Genomic DNA, 26,196 nt, shown 5'->3' on the forward strand with positions numbered 1-26,196 from the left:
CTAAAAAGGTTTTTTATTTTTTGAGGTATTTATATGAAAAAAAAGAAATTTATAAGTGATAAAGCATTTTCAAAAAAGAAATTTATAGACTCTTTCAAAATGATTGGTGAGTGTATAAAAAGAAATCCTGCTACTTTTACAGGATATATAGTTTTTACAATTATTGATGCAATTTTTTATTCATCAATGACAATTGTTGTTAGTCAAATGACAAAAAATATTATTAACAATGGTGAACAAGCAAATCAATTTTTATGATTTTCAATGAGTTGAGTTAGCTGAGCATATGTTGGTTTAGGACTATTAATATTAATTGTAATTTTTGATTATCTGACAAATATTTATTCTGCATATTTTTCTAAAAAAGTTGAAATTTATTTAAGAGTAAAAGCTTTAAAAAAACTTGTTGAAGTTGATATTAGTTACTATTCAAAAAACCAATTAGGTTTAATTATGTCAAGAGTAATTAATGACAGTCAAGGGGCAGGAGATTCATTCAATGATTTCTTGTTAAATTTATTATTTACAACTGTTAGTTTTATAGCAATGATGGTATTTATGTTTATCTTAGACGTTAATCTTGCTTTGATTGTCTTAATGATTTTTATTGTTTTAGTAATAATAATTTGAGTTTTATTTATTTATTATCGAAGAGCAATTATCGAATCAGTTGATGTTAAACAATCAATTGATGCAGATATTACTGACAGATTAATTAACATTAGAGCAATTAAAGCAAATGCAGCAGAAAATAGAGAAACTAAAAGAAACATGAGATTGCATGATAAATATGATAGAAAATTAAGTAAAGTAATTTGACTTCAATCTTTATTATCATTTTTCTCTTATACTTTTGCTTGGTCTCTACCAATTATTACAATAATTGCTGCAATTGGACTTTATAAAAACTCTATGGATCCAAGCGAGTTATCACATTTGCTTGTAGCTTTTACATCAGCTACTAATAATATTTTGTATTCTTTATTAACATTACCAATGTGAATGAGAGGACTTACAAAACTGTCTAATTGTATTATGAGATTAAATTACATTTATGATACAAATTCATTGTTAAATTTTGTAGATCAACCTGAAAAAGTAGGAGATATTGAAAAAATAACTTTTGATAGAGTTACATTTAATTATCCAGAATCACCAACAAAAAAAATATTGCCTGAAATAAATTTAACTTTTGAAAAAAACAAAAGTTATGCTTTTGTAGGCGAAACAGGTGTTGGTAAGTCAACTATTGCTAAATTATTATTAAGATTTTATGATGTTACTACAGGTCAAATATTAATTAATGGTAAAAATATTAAGCTATTAAACCCAAATGATTATCTAGATAAAGTAGGTTATGTTGAGCAAGAACCTCAAATTCTTTATGGAACTGTGATGGAAAACCTGAAGTATCCTTTCTTTGACAAGACTGATGAACAAGCAATTGAGGCTGCAAAAAAAGCAAAAATCCACAATTACATAAAAAAACTACCAATGGGTTATGATACAATTTTAGGAGAACGAGGTTTTATGTTAAGCGGAGGGCAAAAACAGCGTTTAGTAATTGCAAGAATCTTTTTAAAAGATCCTCAATTGCTAATTCTCGATGAAGCAACAAGTGCACTTGATAACGTGATTGAAAAGGAAATTCAATCAGAATTAGATAAATTAATGATTGGTAGAACAACTGTTGTTATTGCACATAGGTTAAGTACAATAAAAAATGTAAATGAAATTATTGTACTTGATAAAAATGGTGTTTCTCAGAGAGGAACATTTAACGAACTTAAAGAAAAAGAAGGTCGTTTTAAAAAATTATATACATTAGGTCTTATGAAATAGGTGAGTAAAATGAGCAAAATTGACTGAGAAAATATATCGATGGAAATGATTTCTTGTATTGGAACTTCAAAATCTAATGCAATAATGGCAATTCGTTCAGCAAAAATTAAGGAATTTGAAAAAGCAAATAAATTAATGCAAGAAGCTGAAATTGAAATGACCAAAGCACATAGTCTTCATTTTGATATTGTTTCAAGAGAAGCAAATGGAGAAAAATTGGATTTAAAATTAATTTTTATTCATGCTGAAGATCAAATGCTAACTACTCAAGCTATTATTGATCTTGGAAAAGAAATGATTGAAATGTATAAAATTATAAATAAATAAAAATTTTGGGAGGGCATAATATGCCAAAAGCATTTACAATAGATTTAGGAGCAACAACTGCAAAATGTGCTTTTTTTGAAAATATGAAAATTAAGCAAACTTTTATTTTTAAAACAATAAATAAAGATAAAATACTTGAAAATATTGCAGTAGAGGCGTTTAAAATAGCAAAAGAAAATAACATAAATATGAATGAACTAGATTTCATTGGAATCGCAGTTTGTGGAATAGTTGATAACAAAACTGGAACAGTGATTTATTCAACAAATCTAGGCTGAAAGAATTACCCAGCAAAAAAAGAATTAATGAAGTTATTTAATAACAAAAATGTCTATGTATTAAATGATGCAAAATCTGCTGCTTATGGAGAATGAGCAATTTCTTTAAAAGGGAAGCCAGATTCTATGGCACTATTTACATTAGGAACTGGTGTTGGTGGAGGAGCTATTTTTGATAGAAAATTAGTTTTTGGAGATAACACTGGATTACCAAGTGAACCTGGGCATGGTGGTGGATTTCAATCAGAGTGTCAATGTAGTTGTGGTTTAATTGGTTGTATAGAACCAGTATCATCAGCAACAGGGATTGAAAGAAAATTAAGAGAGATTGGTTCAAAATCTACAGGCCCATTGGGTAAAATATACAGTCAATTAAATGGTGATATTCATATTATTGATATAGCTGATTTAGTTAAAAATGGAGATAAAGAAGTTATTAAAATATTTGAAAATAGCTTAGAGCCATTAGCAAAATGTATTTCAGTATTAATTCATTTTTTTGATTTATCAATGATTGTTATTGGTGGAGGTCCATCAAATTTGGGTGAACCTTTAATTCAAATTATTAAAGAAAAATTAAAAAATTACGTTTTACCAGACTTTTATTCAAGAATAACTATCAGAACAGCTCAATTAGGAAATATGGTTGGAGCTTGGGGAGTTTATAAATATGGTATAGATAATTTAATAACAAAAAAATAAATTCTTGAATTTATTTTTTTGTTATTAAATGCTTTAAATATTATAAAATATATATAGAAAGAGTTGATTGCATGAAAAAAATATTATCTTTGATGGGTACAATTGGATTAAGTTCTTCATCAATTTTATTAACAACCCAAGTTGTTTCGTGTAACGCAACTTGATCTTTGGAATATAAATCAATTTTAAAAAAGGATGCCCAATCTATTGCTGAAAATGAGTATTTTGATATTACTAGTAAAATTGACCTATCAAATAAAATAAAAAGAAATTTATTTTCATTAGATATTAATAGTCAAATTAAGAGAAATAATGCCTTATTGAGAGAAATAACTGATGAGTCATTAGAATTATTTGCAATAGCTAGAGCTTATTTTGATTCAATGGTAGTAATTGATGATGAGGGCAATAACAATAATGACTATTATTACTATGTTCTTCAAGATAAGGAAATTTATGGTAACGCTTCAAAAATAATGAATTATGAATCTGAGAAAAGTTTTTTAGACTTTTTTGGAGATGAAATAATAAAACCAGAATTTCAGTCAAATGCTGCTAGATTTGCAGTATTGAAAAATAACTTAAAATTTACTCAAGCTTACTATGAGGTAATAACTTCAGATTATTCTAAACAAACTTCTCAAAATAAAGCATATATTGAAAGTATTCATGAAATGAATAAATATATTGAAGATGGCTTCTTTGTACCATTATTAAAATTTATTGTAATGGAAAAAGTAATAAGTGCTGGAAACTCTTTAACAAAACTTAAATTTGATAAAAATATTATTGAATATTTAAATGTTGGTCAAAAAGGAGAAAACACACTAGATAAATATATAGGTTATTGATATGATTCTAAAAATAAAAATACAAGTGGTATTTTAACTTATAATTGAAATTGTGAACATACATATGAAAGCAATTTAGATTTAGATTACATGAAACTTTCAAACGAACAAAAAAAAGAATATCTAAACAGTTGAAGATCATGTGAAGATTATAAAGGAAAACCAGCAAATCAATTAAGTGAAGAAGAGGCTTTAAAAATAGATGATAATTTAATTAAAGTTATGTCATTAGGAATTAATAAAAATGATTCAAAAATTAATAATGCAATTGTTGAAAAGGATTTTGGACTTGAAGAAAAAGTTCAAATTGCTCCTAGAGTTCATTTTAATGCTTTAGAGGGAATCTTAAATAATGAAGAGGTTCAAAAATTCTTTAAATACGGTTTTCAAGAAGTTGATAAAGGGGGTATTTAATAATTATGCAAAAGTATGAAAAATATCCTGAAATTTTTGAAGCAACAAAAATAATTAAAGAAAATAAAGTAAAACTAAAAAATAATAAAAAAGAATTATTTGAATTGTCAAATCAGCTTCATCAAAAAAAGCAAAAATTAAAATTAGTATCTTCAACATTTAATAAAATTAAAAAAGAAAAACAAAAAGATATAAAAGCGAATTTTGATTTATCACTTTCAATTGCGAAATATCAAAAAACTGATATTAATAAACTTTATGATGATTATGAAAAAGAGATTGAAAATTTAGATACAGAATATGAAACAAAAAAAATTAACAGAATTGAAAAAAATAAGTTAGATATAGAAGAAACTAAAAGTAAAATCTCTTCTATAAAAAGTCAAAAGATTTCTATGAAATCAAAAAATAAAGAACTTAAAACAAAAATTAAAAGGGATTGAATAGATAAAAAAGCTTTAATTAAAGAAGAACATTTAAAATTAATTGAGCAATTAAAAACAATTAAGTCAGAAGTTTCAGCTAATATATATGAATATAGAAAAAAATACAAAGCAGAATCTAATGATTTAATGGAGAAATGAAAAAAGGATAATAATAGTCTTGCAAATATTGATTACATTTTAAAACGCCAAAGAAAAGTTAGAAGAATTAAACGATTTCAAAATGAATTAGATCAAACTATTTATGATTTATCTTTAAAAATAAATGAAATCAGAATTTCATATGAGAATCAAATTAGAGAAGAAAAATTAAAAATTAAAAATCAAAAACTTTTAATTAGATATAATGCAGGAAAAGCAGATCGATTGACTATTAAAATGACAGTAGATAAAGTAACAAATGCATCTGGTAAGCTTTCAAACTGAAAATTTATGGTGGCTTTAAAGAATGGATTTTTCTCACTTATGCCATTGGTAATTGTTGGTGCTGTTTTTATTCTAATTAATAATATTGTTTTAGGAGCAGCAAATGGAGGGTTCTTTAACTTCTTTTACCTAACTGCTGATGAACTTGCAATTTTAGATAAATTTAAAACAGTTGGTTCTTATATTTGAAATGGAACTTATGCATTTTTTGGTTTTCTATTAGCAGGAGCAATTGCATATCATTTAGCACCTTATTATAAGGTTAATCAATGGTCAGCTGCTATTGTTGCTTTTGTAGCATTTCTAATTATGAGTCCATCATTTTGAACAAGCATAGGAGTTTTTGGAACTTCTGGAATGTTTACAGCCATGATTATAAGTATTTTATCTACTGTTCTATTTGGTAGGCTTTCACAAAATGAAAAACTTAAGATTAGAATGCCTGAATCAGTACCTGATGGGGTTTCTAAATCATTTAATATTTTAATTCCATATGCTATTTCAGCAATCTTTTTTGGAATGATAGCATTTGCAATTACATGAATTGGTCAAATCGTGGGAGAAATTTCTATTGGAGCTGAAACAGTTACATTTATTGATTTAAATGGTTTGATAACTGTAGCAATTCAAAAACCAATGGTTAATGCAGTTTCAGGATTTGGTGGAATGATTGCTATAGTACTTTTATGACAAGTACTATGATTTATGGGAATTCACGCAAGTGGAGTGCTTTCACCAATATTAGAACCAATTCAATTAGATGGTCTTACTCAAAATCAGCAAGCACTAGCAGAAGGGTTAGACCCTGAATATGTTTTTACAAATCCATTCATGAATAACTTTATATTTATGGGAGGTACTGGTGGTACGATTGGACTAATTCTTGTTATATTGATGTTTTCAAAACGTGGAGATTACAGATCAATGGCTAAAGTTACATTAATACCTGCAATATTCTGTATTAATGAGCCATTACTATTTGGATTACCTTTAGTATTAAATCCAATATTATTTGTACCATTTGTTATTGGACCATTACTAGCAGGAGCTTTTGCTTATTTTGCCACAACAGCGGGAATTATACCATATTCAAGTGTTATGGTTCCATGAACAACACCACCAATACTTGGTGGAATCTTGACAACGAAAAGTTTTATGGGTGGTATTGTAGCTGCAATAAATTTAGTTATATTGATGGGAAGTTATACACCATTCATTTTATTGGCAAACAAAATTGAACAACGTGAATTATTAAGTAAATTCACAAAAAAACCAAAATTAGAAGATATAAATATATTAGAAAAACAAAATAAACTAAATCATTTAAATTCATAAATTTAAATTATCTTGGGAGGAAATTAAAAATGAATAAAAAAATACTATTAGCATGTAATGCAGGAATGAGTACTTCAATTTTAGTGAAAAATATGCAAAATTATGCATTTGAAGAGGATATAAATGTTGAAATTAAAGCTGTTTCAATAAATGAAGCAAAACTTAATGGAAAAAATTGAGATATAGTTTTATTAGGACCACAAGTAGGTTATGAATTAGAAGAAATGAAATCATATCTTAATATGCCTGTTTTTGTAATTGAAAAAGAAGATTATGGTAAAGCAAATGGAGAAAAAGTTTTAAAATTTGCTTTAAAAAACTGTAAATAAAAATCACTTTTAAAAAGTGATTTTTTTATTGATAAAATTATATTAGTGAGGTAATTTATGAAAAGAAAATTAGGAATATCAATTTATCCAGAGCAATCAACATTTGAAAAGGATAAAAAATATTTAGATTTAGCTAAAAAATTAGGATATGAAGTTGTTTTTACAAGTATTTTACATTTTGTGGGATCAAAAAATGATAAACAAAAAGCAGAGATGGTTTTAAAATCAATTCAATATGCAAAAAAAATTGGATTTTATACTATATTAGACGTTGAATATAAATCAATGGAACTAATAAAAATTAATGTTAATGATATATCAAAATGCAAAGAATATGGAATTGATTGTTTGAGATTGGATTCACCAAGTTTGCCTTTTGAAATAGCAAATGTTACTCATAACAAGTTTGGTATTGATATACAACTAAATATGTCAAATAATGACAGTTTGATTGATAATGTAATGGACTTTAAACCAATAAAAGAAAGGCTAAGTGGATGTCATAATTTTTATCCATTAGAGTATACTGCTTTACCTTTTGAATATTTTAGTGAAGCAAATAAAAAATATTTAAAACATAATTTATCTACTGCAGCTTTTGTAGGAAGTCATAATGGAGAAATGACATCAGCTGTAGGTTGAAAAGAATTACCTACTTTAGAAGAACAAAGACATTTAGCTATTTCTGAACAAGCAAAGATTCTATTTTATACAAATGAAATTAATACAGTAATTATTGGTAATGCATATGCAACTAATGCTGAATTGGAAGAACTTGCAAAAATAGACAAATATGAAATAACTTTAAATTTAAAACCTCTTTATAAAATTAGCAAAACTGAAGAGCAAATTTTAAAATTTGATCATTTTAGAAGAGGAGATATAACAGAGTATTTTATAAGATCTACTTTTTCAAGAGTAGAATTTAAAAAAGATTCTATTGCTCTACAAAATACTAAAAAAATTTATAATAAAGGTGATGTTGTTATAATAAACAACAATGATATTAAATATAAGGGTGAATGTCATATAATTTTAAAAGATAATTTCGAAGACAAACAAGAAAAGTATAATTGAATTGGTACAATCAAAAAAAGTGAAAATAGGCTACTTGATTTTATTGGTCCGTGAAGTCACTTTAGATTTAGAATAGAGGATTAGCAAAATGTTATTAGGTTCATTAAGTAGTGGAACGTTTTGAGCATTATTTAGTTTTGGGATACTAGGATTATTGCTTGGGATTTTTTCAACCATATTTTTTATTAGATTTAAACAAAATAAAAAGGATGAAAAAGATTCTTTTAAAGTTGTCACAACAAAATTTAAAATATTTCGATTTTGACAATATTATGGAATTTTTACTTTAGCAGTTGTGGGTTATTTAATGGCTCTAATTTTCTTAGCAATTTGTCTAGGAGAAATTATTTAGTGCAAATTTTTTCTAAAAAATCACTTTTTTATGGAAAAATTGTTGCATTTTTTTTTTTTTTTTTATACCATTTACTTGTATAGTAAAGGAAATTAAAAATGAACAATAAAAATGTGCATTTAACTAATGAAAAAAAGTTAAAGACAAAAAAAGTTAAAGATTCAAATAACTCAAGTAGTGGTTGAAGTAAATTTTTAACCATGCTTCAAGAATTGGGAAAAGTATTACAATTCCCAATTGCAGTTTTACCTTTTGCAGCTATTTTAAATCGTTTTGGTGCTTTAGGTATTACTTATAGTAGTGAAGTAGTCGGTGATAAGTTAATAATAACTAATCAAATAGGTTACTGAATTTCATTGATAATTCAAAAACCAGGTTCAATTCCATTTGATAATCTTGCATTATTGTTTGCAATTGGATGTGCCTTTGGTTTAGCCAAGGATCATCGGGGTGAAGTTGCATTAGTTGCTGTAATATTTTATTTATCTATTGCAGCTTTAACTGGAGAAAAAACTCTTCCTGAAATGCTTTATGGAAAACTAATGACATTTACAACTCAAGATGGAAAAGATTCTTTTTCTAAGCTACTTTATGTCCAAAAAATGGATGGGGACAATATAGTAGGTGGAGTTTATGTTTTAAGTACTGGAGTACTTGGAGGTATTGTATCTGGATGTTTATCAGCTTTCTTATATAATAGATTTAAAGATATTAAACTTCCAACAGCTTTATCATTCTTTGGAGGTCGCAGATTTGTGCCAATGATAGCACTTGTAGTTACAATTCCAACAGCGTTGGCCTTTGCAATTATTTGACCTTGAATACAGTTAGGACTAATTAGTTTTGGAACAGCTGTAGCTAATCCAGAAAATCCTGCTGTTGCGATACCAGGAACTACAGCTTATTCAATTTTAAATAGATTATTATTACCATTTGGTTTACATCAAATTATGAATACATTCTTCTGATTCCAAATGCCTGTTAGTGGAAATATAGTACAACCAGGATTTGGATCAAATCCTTCGATTGGAACTGAATGAGTAACTGAAATGGGAGATATTAATGCCTTTGCAAAAGGAATTAGTAACTCAGGATTATTCCAAGCAGGATTCTTTCCAATAATGATGGGAGGTCTTCCAATGGCAGCTGTTGCTATGATAATGACAGCAGATAAAAATAATAGAAAAGAAATTGCTGGATTCCTTGGAGGAGTTGCAGGGGTTTCATTCTTATCAGGAATTACAGAACCATTAGAATTCTCATTTGTATTTATTGCACCAGTATTACTTGGAGTTCATGCAGGACTTACAGGAATATTTATGGCAATAACTACTGCTATGAAAATTCAAATTGGATTTGGATTTAGTGCCGGATTTATTGATTATGCAGCATCATTACCACAATCATGAGCATTATCAAATTATCAGGGAAATATAATATCTAATCCATTATGAATCTTAGTTTTAACAGCAGCAGCAGGAGCAACTTATTACTTTGTATTCTACTTTGTAATTAAATGAATGAATCTTTCTACACCAGGAAGAAATGTTGAAGCAATATCACCTAATAGTGTAAATACTTCAAGTAAAGCATCAACAACAAAGGAAACATCACAAAAAGGTGATAAGTATGAAAATATGGCTTCAATAATTGTTGAAGCAATTGGAAAAGATAATTTTGTAAGTATTGATAATTGTGCTACAAGATTAAGATTAATTTTAAAAGATAACAGTAAAATTGATGATGCATTAATAAAATCTGCAGGAACATATGGAATTAAACGATTAGGAACAGAAAGTTTACAAATTGTTATTGGTCCAGATGTAGAACATGCAGCAAATGCATTGAAAAAAATTGTTGTTATACAAGAAAACAAAGAAGTAAAAGAAGTTAAAAAATAGTAAAAAAAGAAATGGTTACATTTCTTTTTTTGGAGGTAAATATGGCTTTTAATTTTGAGCAAGATACAGATTGAATATTTACATTTTGCAAAAATTGCTGAGACTTTAAAAAATTTATTTTTAATAAACCTATTAATTTCGAAACAAAAGCTTCTTATAATGGAATTTGTGTAAGTTGTAAAAAAGAGCAAAGAATAAATTTAAAGGAGGCAAGAGATTATTATGATCATTTAAATGATCATAATAATTAAAAATAAATATGGATAAATTTCCTTGATGAGCTATTTTAATTATTGTTTTATTTCTTGTACTGCTTTATTTTATTATTCCTTGAAATAAAATAACTAAAAAAGCAAAAGACAAATCTGATCTTGTAAATAACCCCAAAGAATTTATTGATTCAGAGGTTGACATTAAAATAACAGAGGCCAAAGAAAATAGAAATAATAGACCTATGCTTGGAATTTATAATTGATTTGGAAAAAAAGAAGCATTAAGGTTAAGAACTATTGTTTATGTTCAACCAGAAGAAGATAGTTGTGAATTATGTATTCCATTTGAAAATACTATTTTATCTTTAGAACAGTATGATAATAAATATCTTACAATGAGTGAAGCAATTTCGAAAGGTTATCATCATATTGGTTGCAAACATATTGATATTGATTATTTTCCTGGTTCAACAAGAATTCCAAATAAAAAGTTTACAAAAGAGGAACAAAAATTAAAACATAATAAAGTTTTAAAATTGTATAAGCTAGAAAATAGTATTAGAAATTTAAAATATGAGTATGATAATGTAAAATCATCAATTAGTTTAAAAAATAAAATTGAACTTATTTCTAATGAAATTGAAAATTATTGTAAAGAGAATAATCTTATCAGAAATATTGAAAGGGAAAATCCAAATATAGCTGATATAGATAAATTTAGATAAAAAATCAACTAATGTAGATTAGTTGATTTTTATTTAATTAATATATTATCTATATCCTCTTGCTTAATTAAGTTAATATCTTTTGAATCAATTACTATTTCACCATTTTTAAAACAAATTATTCTATTACAAATTTGTTTTATTTTCTCTAAATCATGATCAATAATAAAGATATTTTTATAGTTGTCTTTTATTTTTTTTATATCATTTAGTAATTTATTTTTTCAAGCGCTATCAAGAAAATTAAAAGCTTCATCCAAAATTAGAATATCAGTTTTAAATAATTGAATAATCATAAATTTAAAACGTTGTTGCTGTCCTGGAGATAATTTAGCAAAATAAGTCTCTTTAAAATCTAGTAAATCATAGTTTTTAAAAAAATCGTTTATATCAATTTTTTTCTTATTTAGATTATTAAACAAAATAACCAAGTCTACTAATTTAATAAGTCCAAAATTGCTTACTTGTTGTAAAATACTATAACTATAGATTTTATCAACTTTAACATTTTTATCAACTTTAAAAGAGTTGGACAATAGTTTCAAAAATGTAGTTTTTCCTGAGCCATTTGCACCCATTACACCAATAATTTCATTTTCTTTTATTTCTAAATCTTTAATATTAATTTGAAAAAAGTCTGATATTTTTTTATTTATATTAATTTTCATAGAAACCTCCTATTTTTTTAAGGCAAATATCAGTGCCCCAGATACTAATAAAGCATAATTAATTAATATTGCTAACCATATATATTCATTTGACCCGTCAATCATTGATATATTAATAAGTGGAATTACACTAAAACTTATTTTCAGTATTTTACTATTTGTATATATAGAAAATAATAAAAAATAACTTTCAAATCATAATGAGTATAATAGTAGTAATACTAAAAAACTTATTAAGAATTCCTTTTTGTAAGGTGAAAACTTAAAAATTAATATGGATATAATAAAAATACTTATAATCAAAGAAAATTGTTTAAAAAAATTATTAATAAAAAACTCAAATATTCCATAATTGGCTAAATAATTTCTATAAAAAATTAAAGACCAAATAAAATAAATTGTTAAGTTTGTTATTGAAATAATAAAACTATTTAATAAATAGGCGAGAATTATATTTTTAGACTTAATTCCTGAACTTATTAAATGATTTCAAATTCCATTTTGATAATCTTTATAAAGATATAAAGTAAAGAAAATAAAAAACATTACTAAAGATATATTTATACTTTTATTTCTTATATCCATAAGCTCTATTTTTGGTTCCTCAGATATATCTGAAATAATTAGACTCCCTATATCAATTAGTAAAAAATAAAAATAGAATATAAACATAATTGCCAATATTAAATACCATTTACTTTTCATTCTTTTAAAATTAAATTTAATTATATCCAACATAAAATCACATCCTAATAAGATTATATTCTTGTAAATATAAAAAATAGTAAATATAAAATATATTATAAAATTACAAGTTTATAGATAATATTAAAGTATAGTTAAATTTTTATAATAATTTTAGAATTAACACTTATAATTATTTAATTTTATAAAAAGGAAAAATTGATATGGAAGAATTAAAGTTTTTATCAATATTAAAATCAATTGCAAATAAAAATCCTGAAGATATTAATTCTTACATTGCAAATTTTATATTAAATAATATTAAAGAAATTAATGATTATAGTCTTGAAAAATTTGCAATTTTAACAAATACTTCAAAACCTTCAATTATTAGATTTTGTAATAAGCTAGGGGTATCTGGTTTTAGCGAATTAAAATTTCAAATTAAAAACTTAATAAAAAATAATTTAGCTTTAAATGAGCAATTTAATTTTAAAAAGCAGTTAGTAGATAATAATGATAAATATCAAAACTATTTACAAATTAAAAATAATTCCTCAAATATTGTTTTAGAAAGATATATTGCAAATCAAAAAGATATAAAGATTTTATTAGATAGAATATCTAAAGCTAATTCAATTTATGTTTTTGGTATGAATCTAGCTTATAATATTTCGCGAAATTTTGTTCAAAGAATTAGGTGATTAAATAAAACAATAATTCAGGAAAGAGATTTAAATTCAATAGAATCATATGTTCAGCAAATTAATGAAAATGATGTAGTATTTATATTAAGTCTATCTGGCAATAGCAAATATTTAATTGATTTTGCATCAAAGTTAAAAAATAAGACATATATTTTTGGGCTTCTGGGTGATGATGGTGAAATTAAAAAATATTGTGATAGTGTAATTGAAATACCACAATTTGAAGATAAAATCTGAGATTCATTTTCAATAAGGGGACAATGTTTAATTCAAATTTTGGACTATATTTATATGGATTTAACAAATTATTTACTTAAAAAGGTACAAACTGATTAACTAAGGTACACAATGAGCTAAAGTTATTAATTATTTTTTTTGTTTAAGTAATATTAAAACGAAAGGAATAATAAATATGAAAGGATTAACTTTTAAAAAAGAAAAAAATATTGATAAAATCGATATAAAAAAATCTAAAAAAAATTTGCTAAATAAATTTCAAAAATTGGGAAGAACATTTATGTTACCAATAGCAATGCTAGCTTTCTGTGGTATTTTATTAGGAATTGGTGCTTCACTTACTTCTAATGCAACAATTATACAAATACCTTGATTAAAAACTAGAGGATTATATGATTTCTTTGTATTGCTTAAAACTATTGGAGCAATTGGTTTTACATTTTTACCATTTATGTTTGCTATGGCAATTCCAATTGGTTTAGCTTCTGATAATCAAGGTTCTGCTGCTTTCAGTGGTTTTATTGGTTATGTGACTATGCTTTTTGTAATTAACTTTACATTAAATGTTTTACCAGAAAATTTAACATCTGAGGGAACATTCATTGGTAAATCAACACAATCCATATTGGGAATCAAAACAATGGATATTGGAGTTTTGGGAGCTATCTTTGTTGGTCTCTTAGTATATTGACTGCACGAAAAATTTCAATATATTAGTTTACCTAATGCAATATCTTTTTGAGGTGGTACAAGATTTGTTCCAATAATTTCTTTATTAATATTTTCAGCAATAGCAATACCAACAACTTTTATTTGACCTTGTTTTAATCAATTGATATTTTGAATTGGCTTAGGTGTACAAAAAGTAGACTGGTTTGGTCCATTTCTATATAGATTTACAGAAAGTTTAGTAAGACCTACGGGAATGCACCATGTTATTAATACAATAGTTAGATTTTCAGCAGTTGGTGGAACAATTATTCTTCCAAGTGGTGAAAAGATCACAGGGGCATTAAATATTTTTTATAAAGAATTAGAATTGGGATTACCAATCTCAGCATCTGCAACTAGATTTTTATCTCAAGGTTATATGCCAACAGTAATGTTTGGTTTGCCAATGGCAGCAATTGCCATTTATATTCTTGCAGAAAAAGAACAAAAGAAAATGGTCAAGTCAGTTATTATTCCAGGAATAGTTGCTAGTGTTGTAGGGGGAATTACAGAACCATTAGAATTTTTATTTCTTTTTGTAGCACCATTATTATACTTAGTCCATTGTTTCTATATTGGATTAGCCTATATGTTTGTGGGGTTATTACAAGTAAAAATTGGAAATACTGATGGTAATATTATTGATTTTATAGTATTTGGTTTAATGCAAGGATTAGTTACAAAATGATACTATATATTATTAGTTGGTCCAATTTGAGGTGTGTTATACTTTTCAACATTTTATTTCTATATAAAATATAGAGATGTAAAGACTATTGGAAGAACAGAATTAAGTGAAGAAGAAAAAATTACTTTAATAAGCAATGATAAAAAAGAACAGATCAGTACCTCAGATGAAATTGCAATTAAATATATTGAGTTATTAGGTGGTAAGGAAAATATAAAAACTTTAAATAACTGTTATACACGTTTAAGAATTACTTTAAACAAACCTAAAAATATTTCTCAAGAAGAAGTAAAAGAATTAGGAGCAATAGCTATTAAGTATATTGATGACTATAATATTCAAATAATAATTGGTCCGAAAGTGGAAAAACTAAAAAATGAAATAGCAAAAACAATAAGGAACTAGGTGATAAAATGAACAAGAGCTTTAACAAAAAAATAGATAGATCAAAAAGTAATGAAAGAAAATGGTCAATTGAATATTTAGAAGAAAATTATAAAATTGATTTTTCAAAAAAATTTTACAATCTTTCAATTGCCGATTTGGACTTTCAAACTCCAAAACCTATTGTAAAATCTATAATTTCAAGAGCAAAGAAAAAAACCTATAGTTATACTTATACAGAAAAAAAATCACTTCAAGCAATTCAGATTTGATATAAAAAAATGCATGAAATTAATTTAAAAACTGATTTAATAAAGTTAGTTCACGGAACTGTAAATGCAATGTTTGAAGTTGTTAAATGTTTTACAAAAGAAAAGGAATCAGTTCTAATTCAATCTCCTATATATCAACCATTTGAAAGATCAATTATTAAAACAAAAAGAAATGTAATATATAATAATCTAATTTATAGAGATGATAATTATTACATTGACTTTGTTGATTTTGAAAATAAAATTGTAAAAAACAAAATAAAATTATTCTTATGATGTAATCCTCATAATCCTGGAGGTAGGGTTTGAGAACAAGAAGAAATACTTAAAATTATAGAAATTTGTAATAAAAATAAAGTACTAATATTTTCTGATGAAGTTCATGGTGATTTAGTTTTAAATCAAAAGCATAATTCTTTACTAAATTACTCAAATTTAATAAAAGATTTTATAGTCTGTAATTCACCAAATAAAACTTTTAATTTGGGAGGATTGAAGGGTTCATATATGATTTGTTCTAATAAAAATATATTTGAACAAATATCTAATCAATATGAAATTGATTCGCTTACATCGCCAAATATTTTTTTTCAACCAGCACTAATAAGTGCTTATACAAATAACTATTCTTATAATTGATTAAAAAAATTGAAAGAATATATTTATTCAAATTATACTTTTTTAAAACAGCAATTATCTAATTTTCAAAATTTAGAAATAATGCAAATGCAAGCTTCATATTTAGTTTGGATAAAATTTAAATCTAAGTTAAGTTTAAAGGACATAAAACAACAATTTATAGATAATAATTTAATATTGAGCTTTTCAGATGATTTTGCTGATTGTAAAGACAATTGAATAAGACTAAATATTGGTATAAATAAAAAAACTTTAAAGCAAGTTGTAAACAAATTAAAATTAGTAGTATTTAACATAAAAGGAGAAAAATAAATGAAAGTAATTAATACTGTAAAAGCACCAAAGGCAATTGGGCCGTATTCACAAGCAATTTTAACTAATGACAATTTTCTATATGTTTCTGGGCAATTAGGATTAAACCCTCAAACAATGATTTTAGAAGACAATATTGAACTGCAGACAAGAAGAGTTTTTGAAAATATTGATGAAATATTAAAAGAGGCAAATTTTGATAGAAATGACATAATTAAAACTATGGTTTTAATAGATAATATGGCTGATTTTGATGTAATTAATCAGATATATGGAGAGTATTTTGGCAATCATAAACCAGCAAGAAGTGCATTTGAGGTCTCAAAACTGCCAAAAAATGGTTTAATTGAGATTGAAGTTATTGCTAAAAAATAAACTTTTTATCAATATTTTTAAATATTTTTTTAAATAATATTTGAAATAACAAAAAACTATATTATAATAATTAAGGTTTAAAGAAAGAAGCGCACAGCTCACCGTAATTTGTAAAGAAACGGTATAAAACTTATTTATTATCTATATATAAAATAAATAAATTTTAAGTGTGCTCCTAATCTTTTAACGGCACACTTTTTATTTCGGAGGACAAATGGCAGACAATAAAAAAATAATAACAGATTTTGTAAATAGAGAAATTAGAGCAAAACAGATTTTAATTATTAATGATGATGGGACTAAAAATGGTCCATTAAACAAATTTGAAGCTTTAAAATTAGCAGAAGAAGCAGGTTTAGACCTACTTCAAGTTGGTATGCAAGATAGTAATACAGCTATTGCTAAAATACTTGATTATGGTAAGTTCAAATATGAACAAAAACGTAAGCAAAAAGAAAATAAGAAAAATCAAGTAAAAGTTGAAAATAAAGAAATTCGTTTAACAGTAGGAATTGGAGAGCATGATCTAGATACTAAGGCTAGAAAAGCAAGAGAATTCTTATTACAAGGCGATAGAGTTAAAGTCTCATTAAAATTTAAGGGTAGAGAAATAACTTTTCAAGAATTTGGTAAAGAAACATTAGATAAATTCTTTACAAAAATTGAAGATATTGCAAAAGTTGAAAAAGAAGCCAAACTAAATACAAGATTCTTAGATATGTATGTAGTGCCAAAAAAAGGTTAATTATAGGAGGAGAGAATTTATGCCAAAAATGAAAACAAAAAGCTCTTTAGCAAAAAGAGTTAAAAAAACTGGTGCAGGTAAATTAAAAAGAGGTAAAGCTTATAGATCTCATTTAGCACAAAATAAAACAACAAAGCAAAAAAGACATTTGAAAAAAGCAACTTTCGTCTCAGCTGGAGATATGAAACGTCTAAAAGGATTATTACAAAACTAGGAGGTAGAACAATATGGCAAGAGTAAAATTTGGTAAAGTAACTAGATCAAGAAGAAAACGTTGAATCAAAAGAGCAAAAGGTTACTATGGAACAAAAAAAGCAAACTATAAAAAGGCTCATGAACAAGTTGTACGTTCTATGGCCTATGCTTTTGTTGGGCGTAAACTTAAAAAACGTGATTTTAGAAAATTATGAATTATTCGTATAAATGCAGCAGTTAGACCATTAGGACTAAGTTATTCAAAATTTATGAATGGTTTAAAATTAGCTGGAATTGATATTAACAGAAAAATGTTATCAGAATTAGCAATTCACGAACCAAAACAATTTGAATCAATCGTAACTTCATCTAAAAAAGCTTTAGAAGCTAAAAAATAATCTAAATGAGCAAAATCAGCTCATTTTTTTAATTGTGTTAAAATTATATTGCTTAAAAGAAGAGGTATTATATGGCAAAAATATTAGAAAATAATAAAATTGAATTTTCAAAAGAAGATATGAAAGCAGCTTGAAATAATTCTCCTAAATTAATTAATAGAGACGAAGATGAATTTAGATTATGTTTTATATGTAAATTTTTTATGGACCATTCGAAATTTGAAAAGGGAGATTTTTCATGAGTTTGTGAGTTTATTGATCTTAAGAATTTAAGATTAACACCTGATAATTTAATTGCAATCCACCCACAATGTAGAGAATTTAGACATAAAGATGATTGTTCTAAAATAGTTAAAAAAATAAAAGCAACACAATGAAGTGCTGCTAATTAGTTAAAACTTTATTTAAAGTTTTTTTTATTTTCTTTTATAATTTAAACCAGTTAAATTTTTTACTTTAGTTAACTTTTTACTTGCTAGTTTGCGAGCTTTTTCTGCGCCTTGTTCCAACCAAGAATCCACTAAATCAGAGTTGAATAGTTCTTTAAATTTTAGTTGAATTTTTTCTAATAAATTAACAACAACATTTGAAACTTCATCTTTTAGAATTCCATAGTCTTTATTTTTAAAGAATTTTTCTGCTTCTTCAATTGAAATATTTTTTAAAGCTGAATAAATTGTTAATAGATTACTTACACCAGGTTTATTTTCAACATCATATTTAATTATATTTTCTGAATCAGTTACAGCTGATTTAATTTTCTTTTTAACTTCATTTATATCATCTAAAAGAGCAATAAAACCTTTAGGATTAGCTCCAGATTTTGACATTTTTTTTGTAGGATCTTGCAAGTCCATTATTTTTGATCCAACTTTTGGAGTGTAATCACCAGGAATGGTAAACATTTCTCCAAACTTATTATTCATTCTTTCTGCAATATTTCTTGTTAATTCAATATGTTGTTTTTGATCTTTTCCAACAGGTACAAATTCAGCGTCATAAAGCAAAATATCTGCTGCCATTAAAGCTGGATATGTTAGTAAACCAGTAGGTATGAATTCAGTTCCATTTTCAGATTTAACCTTAGTAGATTTATCTTTGAATTGAGTCATTCTTTGCAATTCACCAATTGTAGTGTTACATGTTAAAATTCATCCTAATTGTGTATGTTCTAAAACATCACTTTGTAAAAAAATTGTTGATTTTTTAGGATCCATTCCACAAGCGAAATATAAAGTAACCATTTCTTTAATATTTTTTCTCAAAATATCTTTATCAATTGGTGTAGTTATTCCGTGAAGATTTGCAACAAAGACATACATTTCAAATTCATCTTGTAAAGCTACAAAATTTTTCATAGCTCCAATATAGTTTCCTAATGTCATTTTTCCTGTAGTGGTTATTCCTGATAACATTCTTTTTTTATTCATAATTATTTGCTCCTTGATTTACATTTAATATTATACAATCTTTATATATTTTTCTCCTAAAAATAAGTAAAATTAATAATAGTTTAGAGGTGATATAATGCTTTCGTTTAGTATTATTAAAAATGACTATAAAGCAACAAAAGAAGTTGTTTCTCATTTAAAAGAAAAATTAGAATCTAGAGGATGAACTTACAATGAAAAGTTACCAAATTATATTTTTATATTTGGAGGAGATGGAACTTTTCTAAAAGCAGTATCAAGATATAAGGATCAAATTGATAAAGTAAAATTTGTTCCTTTCAAATCAGGGGGTATTGGTTTTTATACAAATAAAAATAGAATAGAAAACCTTGATGCTACAATTGAATTAATTGAAAAAAATAAGTTTAATATAAACAATTTTGAATTATTAGAAATTAAAACTAAATCTCAAAAGCTGATTGCTGCGAATGAAATAAAAATACTTAATGAAAAGACACCTTTATATGTTGAGATTTATATAAATGATGAATTCTTAGAGAAATTTCATGGTACAGGGCTTGTTGTATCAACTTCAAATGGAAGTAGTGGATATATGAAATCTGCTGGTGGAGCAGTAATTCTTTCACGAACAAGTCAGATTTATCAATTGCAAGAATTAGTTCCTGTAAGTACTAATAAATTCAGAACACTAAATGCTCCTTTAATTTTGAATAATAAATATGTATTAAAATTAAAGTTCGAAGCTAAATCAAATGAAATAATGATTATTGATACTGTCGAATACCCAGTTAATGATTTAGAAATTGAAATAAAACCTTCAAAAATAAATATTAAAGTTGTAACTGATATCAGCAACTCTAAAAATACAAGTAAAATTCAAATACTAAGAGATATCTTTATTAAAGATAAGGAAGTGATTGAATAATGAATAATATTTTATATATTGTTATTGCCATTTTATTTGTTATTTGTTTTATTTCTTTATTTCTTTATTTCTCAACAGTGAGTATGTTAAAGAAGAGAAAAGAAAAATTTGGAATAAATTCAATTGAAAAGGGTGCAACTATTTATGAAAAAATTCTAGATGAAATTGGCACAATTGAAAATATTGACGGTATTAAAGAGCAAAAAATAATGGTTTTATCAAAAGAGTTAGTAAATTTAAATAACTTGAAAAAATTAAAAATAAAAGCAGAATTTGAAGAAAAACAATTAACTTTAACTTCAAAGGAATTTTCGATTAAATTATTTTTGAAAAAATTATCAAATGAATTAAAAAATAAGATAAATTAATTATCTTATTTTTCTTTTATATTTATAAATTCCACCATCAAGGGTTTTGGCATTATACCCTTGCTCTTCTAAAAATCTAGCAACTTCACCACTTCTATTTCCTGCGTTACATACAGTTACAATTGGCTTATTTTCAGGATTTTTTTCTTTTAGAATGTTTTGATAATTTCTTAGAAACTTATCAATATGAACGTTTATTGCTCAATCAAAATGAGGCAGAGTCTTAAACTCAGTTTCTGTTCTAACATCTAAAGTGAAATATTTATCATGATTTAAAGAATAATCTTCTACTGAAATATACATATAAATTTCATCCTCTCTCAATAAGATTTTATTCTTTTATTTTAAAAAAACTTTACTTTAAGTATAAATAAATTATAATTAAAGAGAATTCAATTCTGGTTAACGTTTATTAAAAAAATTAAACAAAATAATAAGAAGAAAATAAAAAATAAGGAGAAAAAATATGGCAGATATTAAATTTATGGCCCTTGGTGGGCAAGACGAAAGAGGTAAAAATATTTTTGTTATTAGTGTTAATGATAACTTATATATTTTTGATGCAGGAATTAAATTTCCAGAAAGAAGTGTATTAGGAATTGATGTAATAATCCCAAATTTTGATTTTTTGAAGGCGAATGCCAAAAAAATCAAAGGAATTTTCCTTTCAAATCCAAGCTCAAATAATTCCGGAGCAATTAGTTATATTTTAAGAGAAATTGATGTACCTGTTTATTGTAATGAACTTACAACAACTATTTTAAAATATAGAAACTTAAAATATAGAATAAAAAATAGAGAAAATAACTTCAAAATAATTAATGATAAAGACGTCATTAATTTTGGAGATGTAAAAGTAGAGGCATTTAGAACAACAGCTGCATTTCCAGAATCTTATGGTTTTGCAATTCATACTCAAGATGGTGTTATTGTTTATGCTGGAGATTATATTATTGATGGAAATGAACAATCATATTTTTCAACAGATATGAATCATCTAAACCAAATTGCTCAAAAAGGAGTATTGGCTTTAATTAGTGATGCTGAATATGCTTCAAGAATAGGTTACACTGTTCCAAATCATAGGATTGAAAAATTTATTGCAGCACCAATAAAAGATAAAAAGAGACGTTTGATTTTAGGAATGTTTGAAGAGGATGTTTTTAAGTTATTTGAAATAATAAAACAAGCAAAAGCAAATGATAGAAAAATAGCAATTTATGGAAAAACTATTACTAAGGTTGTTGAATCTAAAGTAATACAAGAAAGTTTAAATATTACTGAAAAAGATATTATCTCTATTGAAGAATTTATGAAATCACAAGATGGAATTTTATTGTTAACTGGAGCAGGAGATCTGTTATATGCAAGACTTGCAAAAATTGCTGCGGGAAATGATGATAAAGTTGAATTTACTGAAAATGATACTATTATTTTAGCAACTCCTCCAGCAGCTGGAGTTGAAAAAAGACACGCTGAAATTCTTGATGAATTATCAAGAACAAATGCCAAGTTAATTTCTTTAACTGAAAAAAATATTTGATCTATGAGAGCTAGTTATGAAGATATAAAATTGATGACTAGAATTATGAAACCTAAATCATTCATACCAATTAAAGGATTGTATAAAGATTTTTTAAGTGCTGAAAGAGCTGCAATAGAAGCTGGCGTGGACAAGAAAAATATTCAACTAATTAATAATGGTCAAATTCTTAAAATTAATGATGGGGGAAAATTAGTTATTGGTGCTGACTCAATTAAAACAGCAGATGTTTATGTTGATGGAATTGGAGTTGGTGATATTGGAGCAGTTGTTTTAAATGAAAGAAAACAACTTGCAACAGATGGGGCAGTTATTATTGGAGCAAATATAAATAATAAAACTAAAGAGTTAATATCTCTAATTGATATTCAAATGAGAGGTGTTATTTACATCACTGATGAAAATCCAATTTTTAAATTAATGCAAAAACAAATAATTGATATTTTAGAGAAATATAAAAATGAAGCAAAATCAAAACCAGCTAGTTTCGATTTAAATGCAATTAAAAAAGAGATTGTTTCAAGAATAAGAAGTACTTTAAAACAAGAAACAGGAAAGCAACCTATTGTTTTAGTAATAATTAATGAATTAGATGGTTCATTTTTTGAACCAAAAATGGTGAAATCAAAAAACTCATAGTTCCATGAGTTTTTTTGCTATTTGATGTAAAAAAAGGTTAAAATATATTAAAATCATATGGTAAGGGCATAATTAAGGTGAAATAATGAATAATAACAAAGGGCTAAATAATCACAATAATAGCGATCGTACAAGAGCTTTTACTATTCAAAAAAAACAAAGAAAAAATGACTCAATTTCTTGAATAGTTGGAGCATTAATTTTATTTTTTTTAAACTTAATGTCATTGGGAAGAATTACTATAATTGGTCAATTCTTTGATGATGTAATTTTTAATTTACCTTTTGGTTGATTCAAATATTTTTTGTACTCTTTATTTTTTCTATTAGACTTTTCAATTTATTTTGGAATAAAATTTAAACCCAAAAAAAGGTTTATTGCAATGGTTTTTTTAACTTGGATTTGTTTATGCTGGATTATTAGTGCAATTTTATTTATTGTGGCCTATCACGTTAAAACTCAAGATTTTATAGTAAAAGATATATGATCAAGTTCAATATTAAAGGACTCATTAAATTCTTATTTAACTAATTGAAAAAGTAATTCTATTTGGGGAGAAAATAGTGGAACAGTTTGAATAGCAGACCCAAGTACATATTTCACAACATGATCTGGGGGAGGGTTAATTGGAACTATTCTTGCTGGAATATTTGCCTACACTTCAATATATGTAGGATTAATTTTTGCTATTTTATTCTTTGCTTTAGATATGATTTGAATCTTTACAGGAGATCCATTCTTTTTCTTAAAACCAAAACATAAAAGAAAAGGAAAAAGATTAAGAATTCTTTCTTTAAAAAATAGTCAAGATATTAATTATCACATGAAAGAAGCACCTAAAAGGGAAAGAAATGGAAGAGGTATTTTGAATATATTAAATATTCAAAATGATGAAACATTTGATGAAAGAATAATTTTATCTTCATCAAAAGAATCAGATATTACTATTGAATTGCCAAGTTTTACTAGAAATTATGAAAATAATATTTATGAAGAAGTAAATACTGATTTTTATAATGATGATTTTTCTAATGTAAATTTAGAAAATTATAATTCAAATCAAAATTATAAAGAAGAATATGCTCGCCCAGCTCCCACTCCACCTCCAAATCCAAATAGAATTGTTGATTATAATTTAGATCAAAAAATTCAAGAAGCTAGATTGCAAGCTGAAAATTTAGTTAGAAAAGAACATAACTATATGCCAAGAAGAGATAAAGATTATAGTTATGATTCTCTTCCATATGATACAAAATATGGACAAGTTTCAACGGAACAAGCCAGAGAAGAATTGGCTAAAGAAACTAATATTACTCCTTTTGGCGCTAATGGAAAAACATTGGAGTTAGTACAATCAAGAAATAAAAAAGAAATTAAATTTGAAGAAGTTAAATCTGGTCAAATTACTTTAGATCATTTTATTAGTGAAACTAAAAAGGAAAAAGCAGAAGAGAAAAAAATGATTGAAGACTATGGAGATTACACTTCACCAATGCAAGAAAATGTATCAAGAAATATTTTACATTCTTCAGCATCTTATCAATCTGCAAATAAAGTAAATCAAACTATGGAAGTGAATAAAAATAAAGCAGTTGAAAAAGAGCAATTTGTAAATCATTCATATCAATTGCCTCCAATTGATATTTTAAAAGTTCATGTAGTAAACTTAAAAGATCAAGAAGCAATTACTAATTCTGCAAAAGAAAAAGCTGAAAGTATTAATGAAACATTTAAACAATTTGGTGTAAAAGCAAGTGTTAAAAATATGAGTATTGGTCCAAGTGTTGTTAAATTTGAAGTGCAACCAGAACCAGGGACAAAAGTTAATAGTATTACTTCATTAGAAAATGATTTAAAACTAGCACTTGCAAGTCAAAATGTAAGAATTGAAGCTCCAATTCAAGGGAAAGCTGCAGTAGGAATTGAAATTCCAAATGATAAACCTGAAGCAGTTCCAATGAGAGGTGTTATTGAAAATACACCAATAGTAAAAATGGGAAATAAATTATTATTTGCTATTGGTAAAACAGTTACTGGTGAATTATTATTTGGTGAATTAGATAAAATGCCTCACTTACTTGTTGCTGGTTCAACAGGTAGTGGTAAGTCAGTTATGATTAATGGAATTATTTCTTCAATTTTAATGAGGGCAAAACCTCATGAAGTTAAATTCTTAATGATTGACCCTAAAAAAGTTGAACTTTCAGTTTATTCTTCAATTCCGCATTTACTTGCTCCAGTTATTAGTGATATGAATATTGCTAATAATGCATTGAAAAAAGTTATTAATGAAATGGAAAGAAGATATGCATTATTTACAACATATGGTCTTAAAAATATTGCTGGATTTAATGCAAAACAAAAATCAGATTCAACTAAATTACCGTATTATGTAATTATTATTGATGAGCTTGCTGATTTAATGATGACTTCAAATAAAAAAGATGTTGAAGACTCAATTATGAGACTAACTCAATTATCTAGAGCTGCAGGAATTCACTTAATTGTTGCAACTCAAAGACCATCAACTGATGTTATTACAGGAGTTATTAAATCAAATATACCAGTTAGATTAGCTTTCTCTGTTGCTTCTTCAATTGACTCAAGAACTATCTTAGATTCAAATGGAGCTGAAAAATTAATTGGTAAGGGAGATTTACTTTACACAATTCCAGGGAGCACATCGCTTGTAAGAGCTCAGGGAGCTTATATTAGTGATGATGAAATTGAAAAATTGGTAAAGCATTGTTCTAGTCAACAACAGCAAATTTTTGATTCAGAATTCTTAAAAACTGAAGTTGAAGAACCAAGTTATACAGTAAATCTTGGAGCTGGTCAAGATGCGATGTTTGATGAAATAAAAGATTATGTAATTAGAACTCAAAAAGCTTCTACCAGTTTAATTCAAAGAAAATTCAATATTGGTTATAATCGTGCTGCAAGAATTATAGATGAACTTGAAGAGAGCGGAATTATTGGTCCACAAAATGGATCAAAACCAAGAGATGTATACATTCAAAATGAAGATGTTTATTAAAATCAGCAAAACTATTTGCTGATTTTAATTTATTTAACTATAT

26 protein-coding genes are annotated in these 26,196 nt (G+C 25.7%); 23 read left to right on the forward strand and 3 right to left on the reverse strand.

Annotation, left to right across the window (positions count from 1 at the left end; all coding sequences use genetic code 4):
- The first annotated feature begins 33 nt into the window (after positions 1 to 33).
- The 11 genes from SCANT_RS01080 to SCANT_RS01130 all read left to right on the forward strand — a co-directional run bounded on the left by SCANT_RS01080 (position 34) and on the right by SCANT_RS01130 (position 11,214).
- On the forward strand, positions 34 to 1,842 hold the full coding sequence (locus tag SCANT_RS01080; protein WP_053945882.1) for an ABC transporter ATP-binding protein: 1,809 nt from the start codon (positions 34 to 36) through the stop codon (positions 1,840 to 1,842).
- Between the two features lie 9 nt (positions 1,843 to 1,851).
- Positions 1,852 to 2,169, forward strand: coding sequence for a PTS lactose/cellobiose transporter subunit IIA (locus SCANT_RS01085; RefSeq protein WP_053945883.1), 318 nt, complete (start codon positions 1,852 to 1,854; stop codon positions 2,167 to 2,169).
- A 20-nt stretch (positions 2,170 to 2,189) separates the two neighbouring features.
- Positions 2,190 to 3,149 (forward strand): ROK family protein, encoded by a 960-nt coding sequence (locus tag SCANT_RS01090; protein ID WP_053945884.1) that lies wholly within the window; start codon positions 2,190 to 2,192, stop codon positions 3,147 to 3,149.
- A 71-nt stretch (positions 3,150 to 3,220) separates the two neighbouring features.
- Positions 3,221 to 4,414: a hypothetical protein gene (locus SCANT_RS01095; RefSeq protein ID WP_053945885.1), complete on the forward strand. Its 1,194-nt coding sequence runs from the start codon at positions 3,221 to 3,223 to the stop codon at positions 4,412 to 4,414.
- 5 nt (positions 4,415 to 4,419) lie between these two features.
- Positions 4,420 to 6,618 carry a PTS transporter subunit EIIC gene (locus tag SCANT_RS01100; RefSeq protein WP_053945886.1) on the forward strand — a complete coding sequence of 733 codons (2,199 nt, stop codon included), beginning with the start codon at positions 4,420 to 4,422 and terminating at the stop codon, positions 6,616 to 6,618.
- A 29-nt stretch (positions 6,619 to 6,647) separates the two neighbouring features.
- Positions 6,648 to 6,947, forward strand: coding sequence for a PTS sugar transporter subunit IIB (locus tag SCANT_RS01105; RefSeq protein WP_053945887.1), 300 nt, complete (start codon positions 6,648 to 6,650; stop codon positions 6,945 to 6,947).
- Positions 6,948 to 7,004: 57 nt separating this feature from the next.
- The gene (locus tag SCANT_RS01110) at positions 7,005 to 8,108 is read left to right on the forward strand and encodes a MupG family TIM beta-alpha barrel fold protein (RefSeq protein ID WP_053945888.1); all 1,104 of its coding nucleotides are present in this window, start codon (positions 7,005 to 7,007) and stop codon (positions 8,106 to 8,108) included.
- Between the two features lie 4 nt (positions 8,109 to 8,112).
- On the forward strand, positions 8,113 to 8,376 hold the full coding sequence (locus SCANT_RS01115; protein ID WP_053945889.1) for a hypothetical protein: 264 nt from the start codon (positions 8,113 to 8,115) through the stop codon (positions 8,374 to 8,376).
- 98 nt (positions 8,377 to 8,474) lie between these two features.
- Positions 8,475 to 10,277 (forward strand): PTS transporter subunit EIIC, encoded by a 1,803-nt coding sequence (locus SCANT_RS01120; RefSeq protein ID WP_053945890.1) that lies wholly within the window; start codon positions 8,475 to 8,477, stop codon positions 10,275 to 10,277.
- A 41-nt stretch (positions 10,278 to 10,318) separates the two neighbouring features.
- Positions 10,319 to 10,528 (forward strand): hypothetical protein, encoded by a 210-nt coding sequence (locus tag SCANT_RS01125; RefSeq protein WP_053945891.1) that lies wholly within the window; start codon positions 10,319 to 10,321, stop codon positions 10,526 to 10,528.
- A gap of 8 nt (positions 10,529 to 10,536) precedes the next feature.
- The gene (locus SCANT_RS01130) at positions 10,537 to 11,214 is read left to right on the forward strand and encodes a structural protein (protein ID WP_053945892.1); all 678 of its coding nucleotides are present in this window, start codon (positions 10,537 to 10,539) and stop codon (positions 11,212 to 11,214) included.
- Between the two features lie 29 nt (positions 11,215 to 11,243).
- Here SCANT_RS01130 and SCANT_RS01135 read toward each other — a convergent pair whose 3' ends face one another.
- Entirely contained in the window at positions 11,244 to 11,882 is a 639-nt protein-coding gene (locus tag SCANT_RS01135; RefSeq protein ID WP_053945893.1) for an ATP-binding cassette domain-containing protein, read from the reverse strand.
- Positions 11,883 to 12,790: 908 nt separating this feature from the next.
- Between SCANT_RS01135 and SCANT_RS01145 the strand changes: the two genes are divergently transcribed.
- The 8 genes from SCANT_RS01145 (at position 12,791) to SCANT_RS01180 (ending at position 18,621) form a co-directional block, all read left to right on the forward strand.
- On the forward strand, positions 12,791 to 13,609 hold the full coding sequence (locus tag SCANT_RS01145) for a MurR/RpiR family transcriptional regulator (RefSeq protein WP_053945895.1): 819 nt from the start codon (positions 12,791 to 12,793) through the stop codon (positions 13,607 to 13,609).
- Between the two features lie 76 nt (positions 13,610 to 13,685).
- Complete coding sequence (locus tag SCANT_RS01150; RefSeq protein WP_053945896.1) at positions 13,686 to 15,314, forward strand: PTS transporter subunit EIIC; 1,629 nt, start codon at positions 13,686 to 13,688, stop codon at positions 15,312 to 15,314.
- 8 nt (positions 15,315 to 15,322) lie between these two features.
- A complete protein-coding gene (locus SCANT_RS01155) occupies positions 15,323 to 16,516 on the forward strand; it encodes a MalY/PatB family protein (RefSeq protein WP_053945897.1) in 1,194 nt (397 codons plus the stop codon).
- Positions 16,517 to 16,891 (forward strand): RidA family protein, encoded by a 375-nt coding sequence (locus tag SCANT_RS01160; RefSeq protein WP_053945898.1) that lies wholly within the window; start codon positions 16,517 to 16,519, stop codon positions 16,889 to 16,891. It abuts the gene before it with no gap.
- 214 nt (positions 16,892 to 17,105) lie between these two features.
- On the forward strand, positions 17,106 to 17,636 hold the full coding sequence (gene infC / locus SCANT_RS01165) for a translation initiation factor IF-3 (RefSeq protein ID WP_053945899.1): 531 nt from the start codon (positions 17,106 to 17,108) through the stop codon (positions 17,634 to 17,636).
- A 19-nt stretch (positions 17,637 to 17,655) separates the two neighbouring features.
- On the forward strand, positions 17,656 to 17,850 hold the full coding sequence (gene rpmI, locus SCANT_RS01170; protein WP_053945900.1) for a 50S ribosomal protein L35: 195 nt from the start codon (positions 17,656 to 17,658) through the stop codon (positions 17,848 to 17,850).
- 13 nt (positions 17,851 to 17,863) lie between these two features.
- The gene (gene rplT, locus SCANT_RS01175) at positions 17,864 to 18,229 is read left to right on the forward strand and encodes a 50S ribosomal protein L20 (RefSeq protein WP_053945901.1); all 366 of its coding nucleotides are present in this window, start codon (positions 17,864 to 17,866) and stop codon (positions 18,227 to 18,229) included.
- 71 nt (positions 18,230 to 18,300) lie between these two features.
- On the forward strand, positions 18,301 to 18,621 hold the full coding sequence (locus SCANT_RS01180; RefSeq protein WP_053945902.1) for a hypothetical protein: 321 nt from the start codon (positions 18,301 to 18,303) through the stop codon (positions 18,619 to 18,621).
- A gap of 24 nt (positions 18,622 to 18,645) precedes the next feature.
- On the opposite strand, the gene trpS is transcribed toward SCANT_RS01180, so the two are convergent.
- Positions 18,646 to 19,659 carry a tryptophan--tRNA ligase gene (gene trpS, locus SCANT_RS01185; protein ID WP_053945903.1) on the reverse strand — a complete coding sequence of 338 codons (1,014 nt, stop codon included), beginning with the start codon at positions 19,657 to 19,659 and terminating at the stop codon, positions 18,646 to 18,648.
- 97 nt (positions 19,660 to 19,756) lie between these two features.
- Between trpS and SCANT_RS01190 the strand changes: the two genes are divergently transcribed.
- Together SCANT_RS01190 and SCANT_RS01195 are read left to right on the forward strand one after the other, a co-directional pair.
- Positions 19,757 to 20,566, forward strand: a complete 810-nt coding sequence (locus SCANT_RS01190) for a diacylglycerol kinase catalytic domain-containing protein (protein WP_053945904.1) — start codon at positions 19,757 to 19,759, stop codon at positions 20,564 to 20,566.
- Positions 20,566 to 20,934: a hypothetical protein gene (locus tag SCANT_RS01195; protein WP_053945905.1), complete on the forward strand. Its 369-nt coding sequence runs from the start codon at positions 20,566 to 20,568 to the stop codon at positions 20,932 to 20,934. The genes SCANT_RS01190 and SCANT_RS01195 overlap by 1 nt, the downstream gene beginning before the upstream one ends.
- On the opposite strand, the gene SCANT_RS01200 is transcribed toward SCANT_RS01195, so the two are convergent.
- Positions 20,935 to 21,237 carry a rhodanese-like domain-containing protein gene (locus tag SCANT_RS01200; protein WP_053945906.1) on the reverse strand — a complete coding sequence of 101 codons (303 nt, stop codon included), beginning with the start codon at positions 21,235 to 21,237 and terminating at the stop codon, positions 20,935 to 20,937.
- A 163-nt stretch (positions 21,238 to 21,400) separates the two neighbouring features.
- Between SCANT_RS01200 and SCANT_RS01205 the strand changes: the two genes are divergently transcribed.
- Both SCANT_RS01205 and SCANT_RS01210 read left to right on the forward strand, forming a co-directional pair.
- Positions 21,401 to 23,116 carry a ribonuclease J gene (locus tag SCANT_RS01205; RefSeq protein ID WP_053945907.1) on the forward strand — a complete coding sequence of 572 codons (1,716 nt, stop codon included), beginning with the start codon at positions 21,401 to 21,403 and terminating at the stop codon, positions 23,114 to 23,116.
- A gap of 85 nt (positions 23,117 to 23,201) precedes the next feature.
- Entirely contained in the window at positions 23,202 to 26,153 is a 2,952-nt protein-coding gene (locus SCANT_RS01210) for a DNA translocase FtsK (RefSeq protein WP_053945908.1), read from the forward strand.
- Positions 26,154 to 26,196: the final 43 nt, after the last annotated feature.

Origin of the sequence: Spiroplasma cantharicola (genome assembly GCF_001281045.1) — a bacterium.
Lineage (GTDB): Bacteria > Bacillota_I > Bacilli_A > Mycoplasmatales > Mycoplasmataceae > Spiroplasma_A > Spiroplasma_A cantharicola.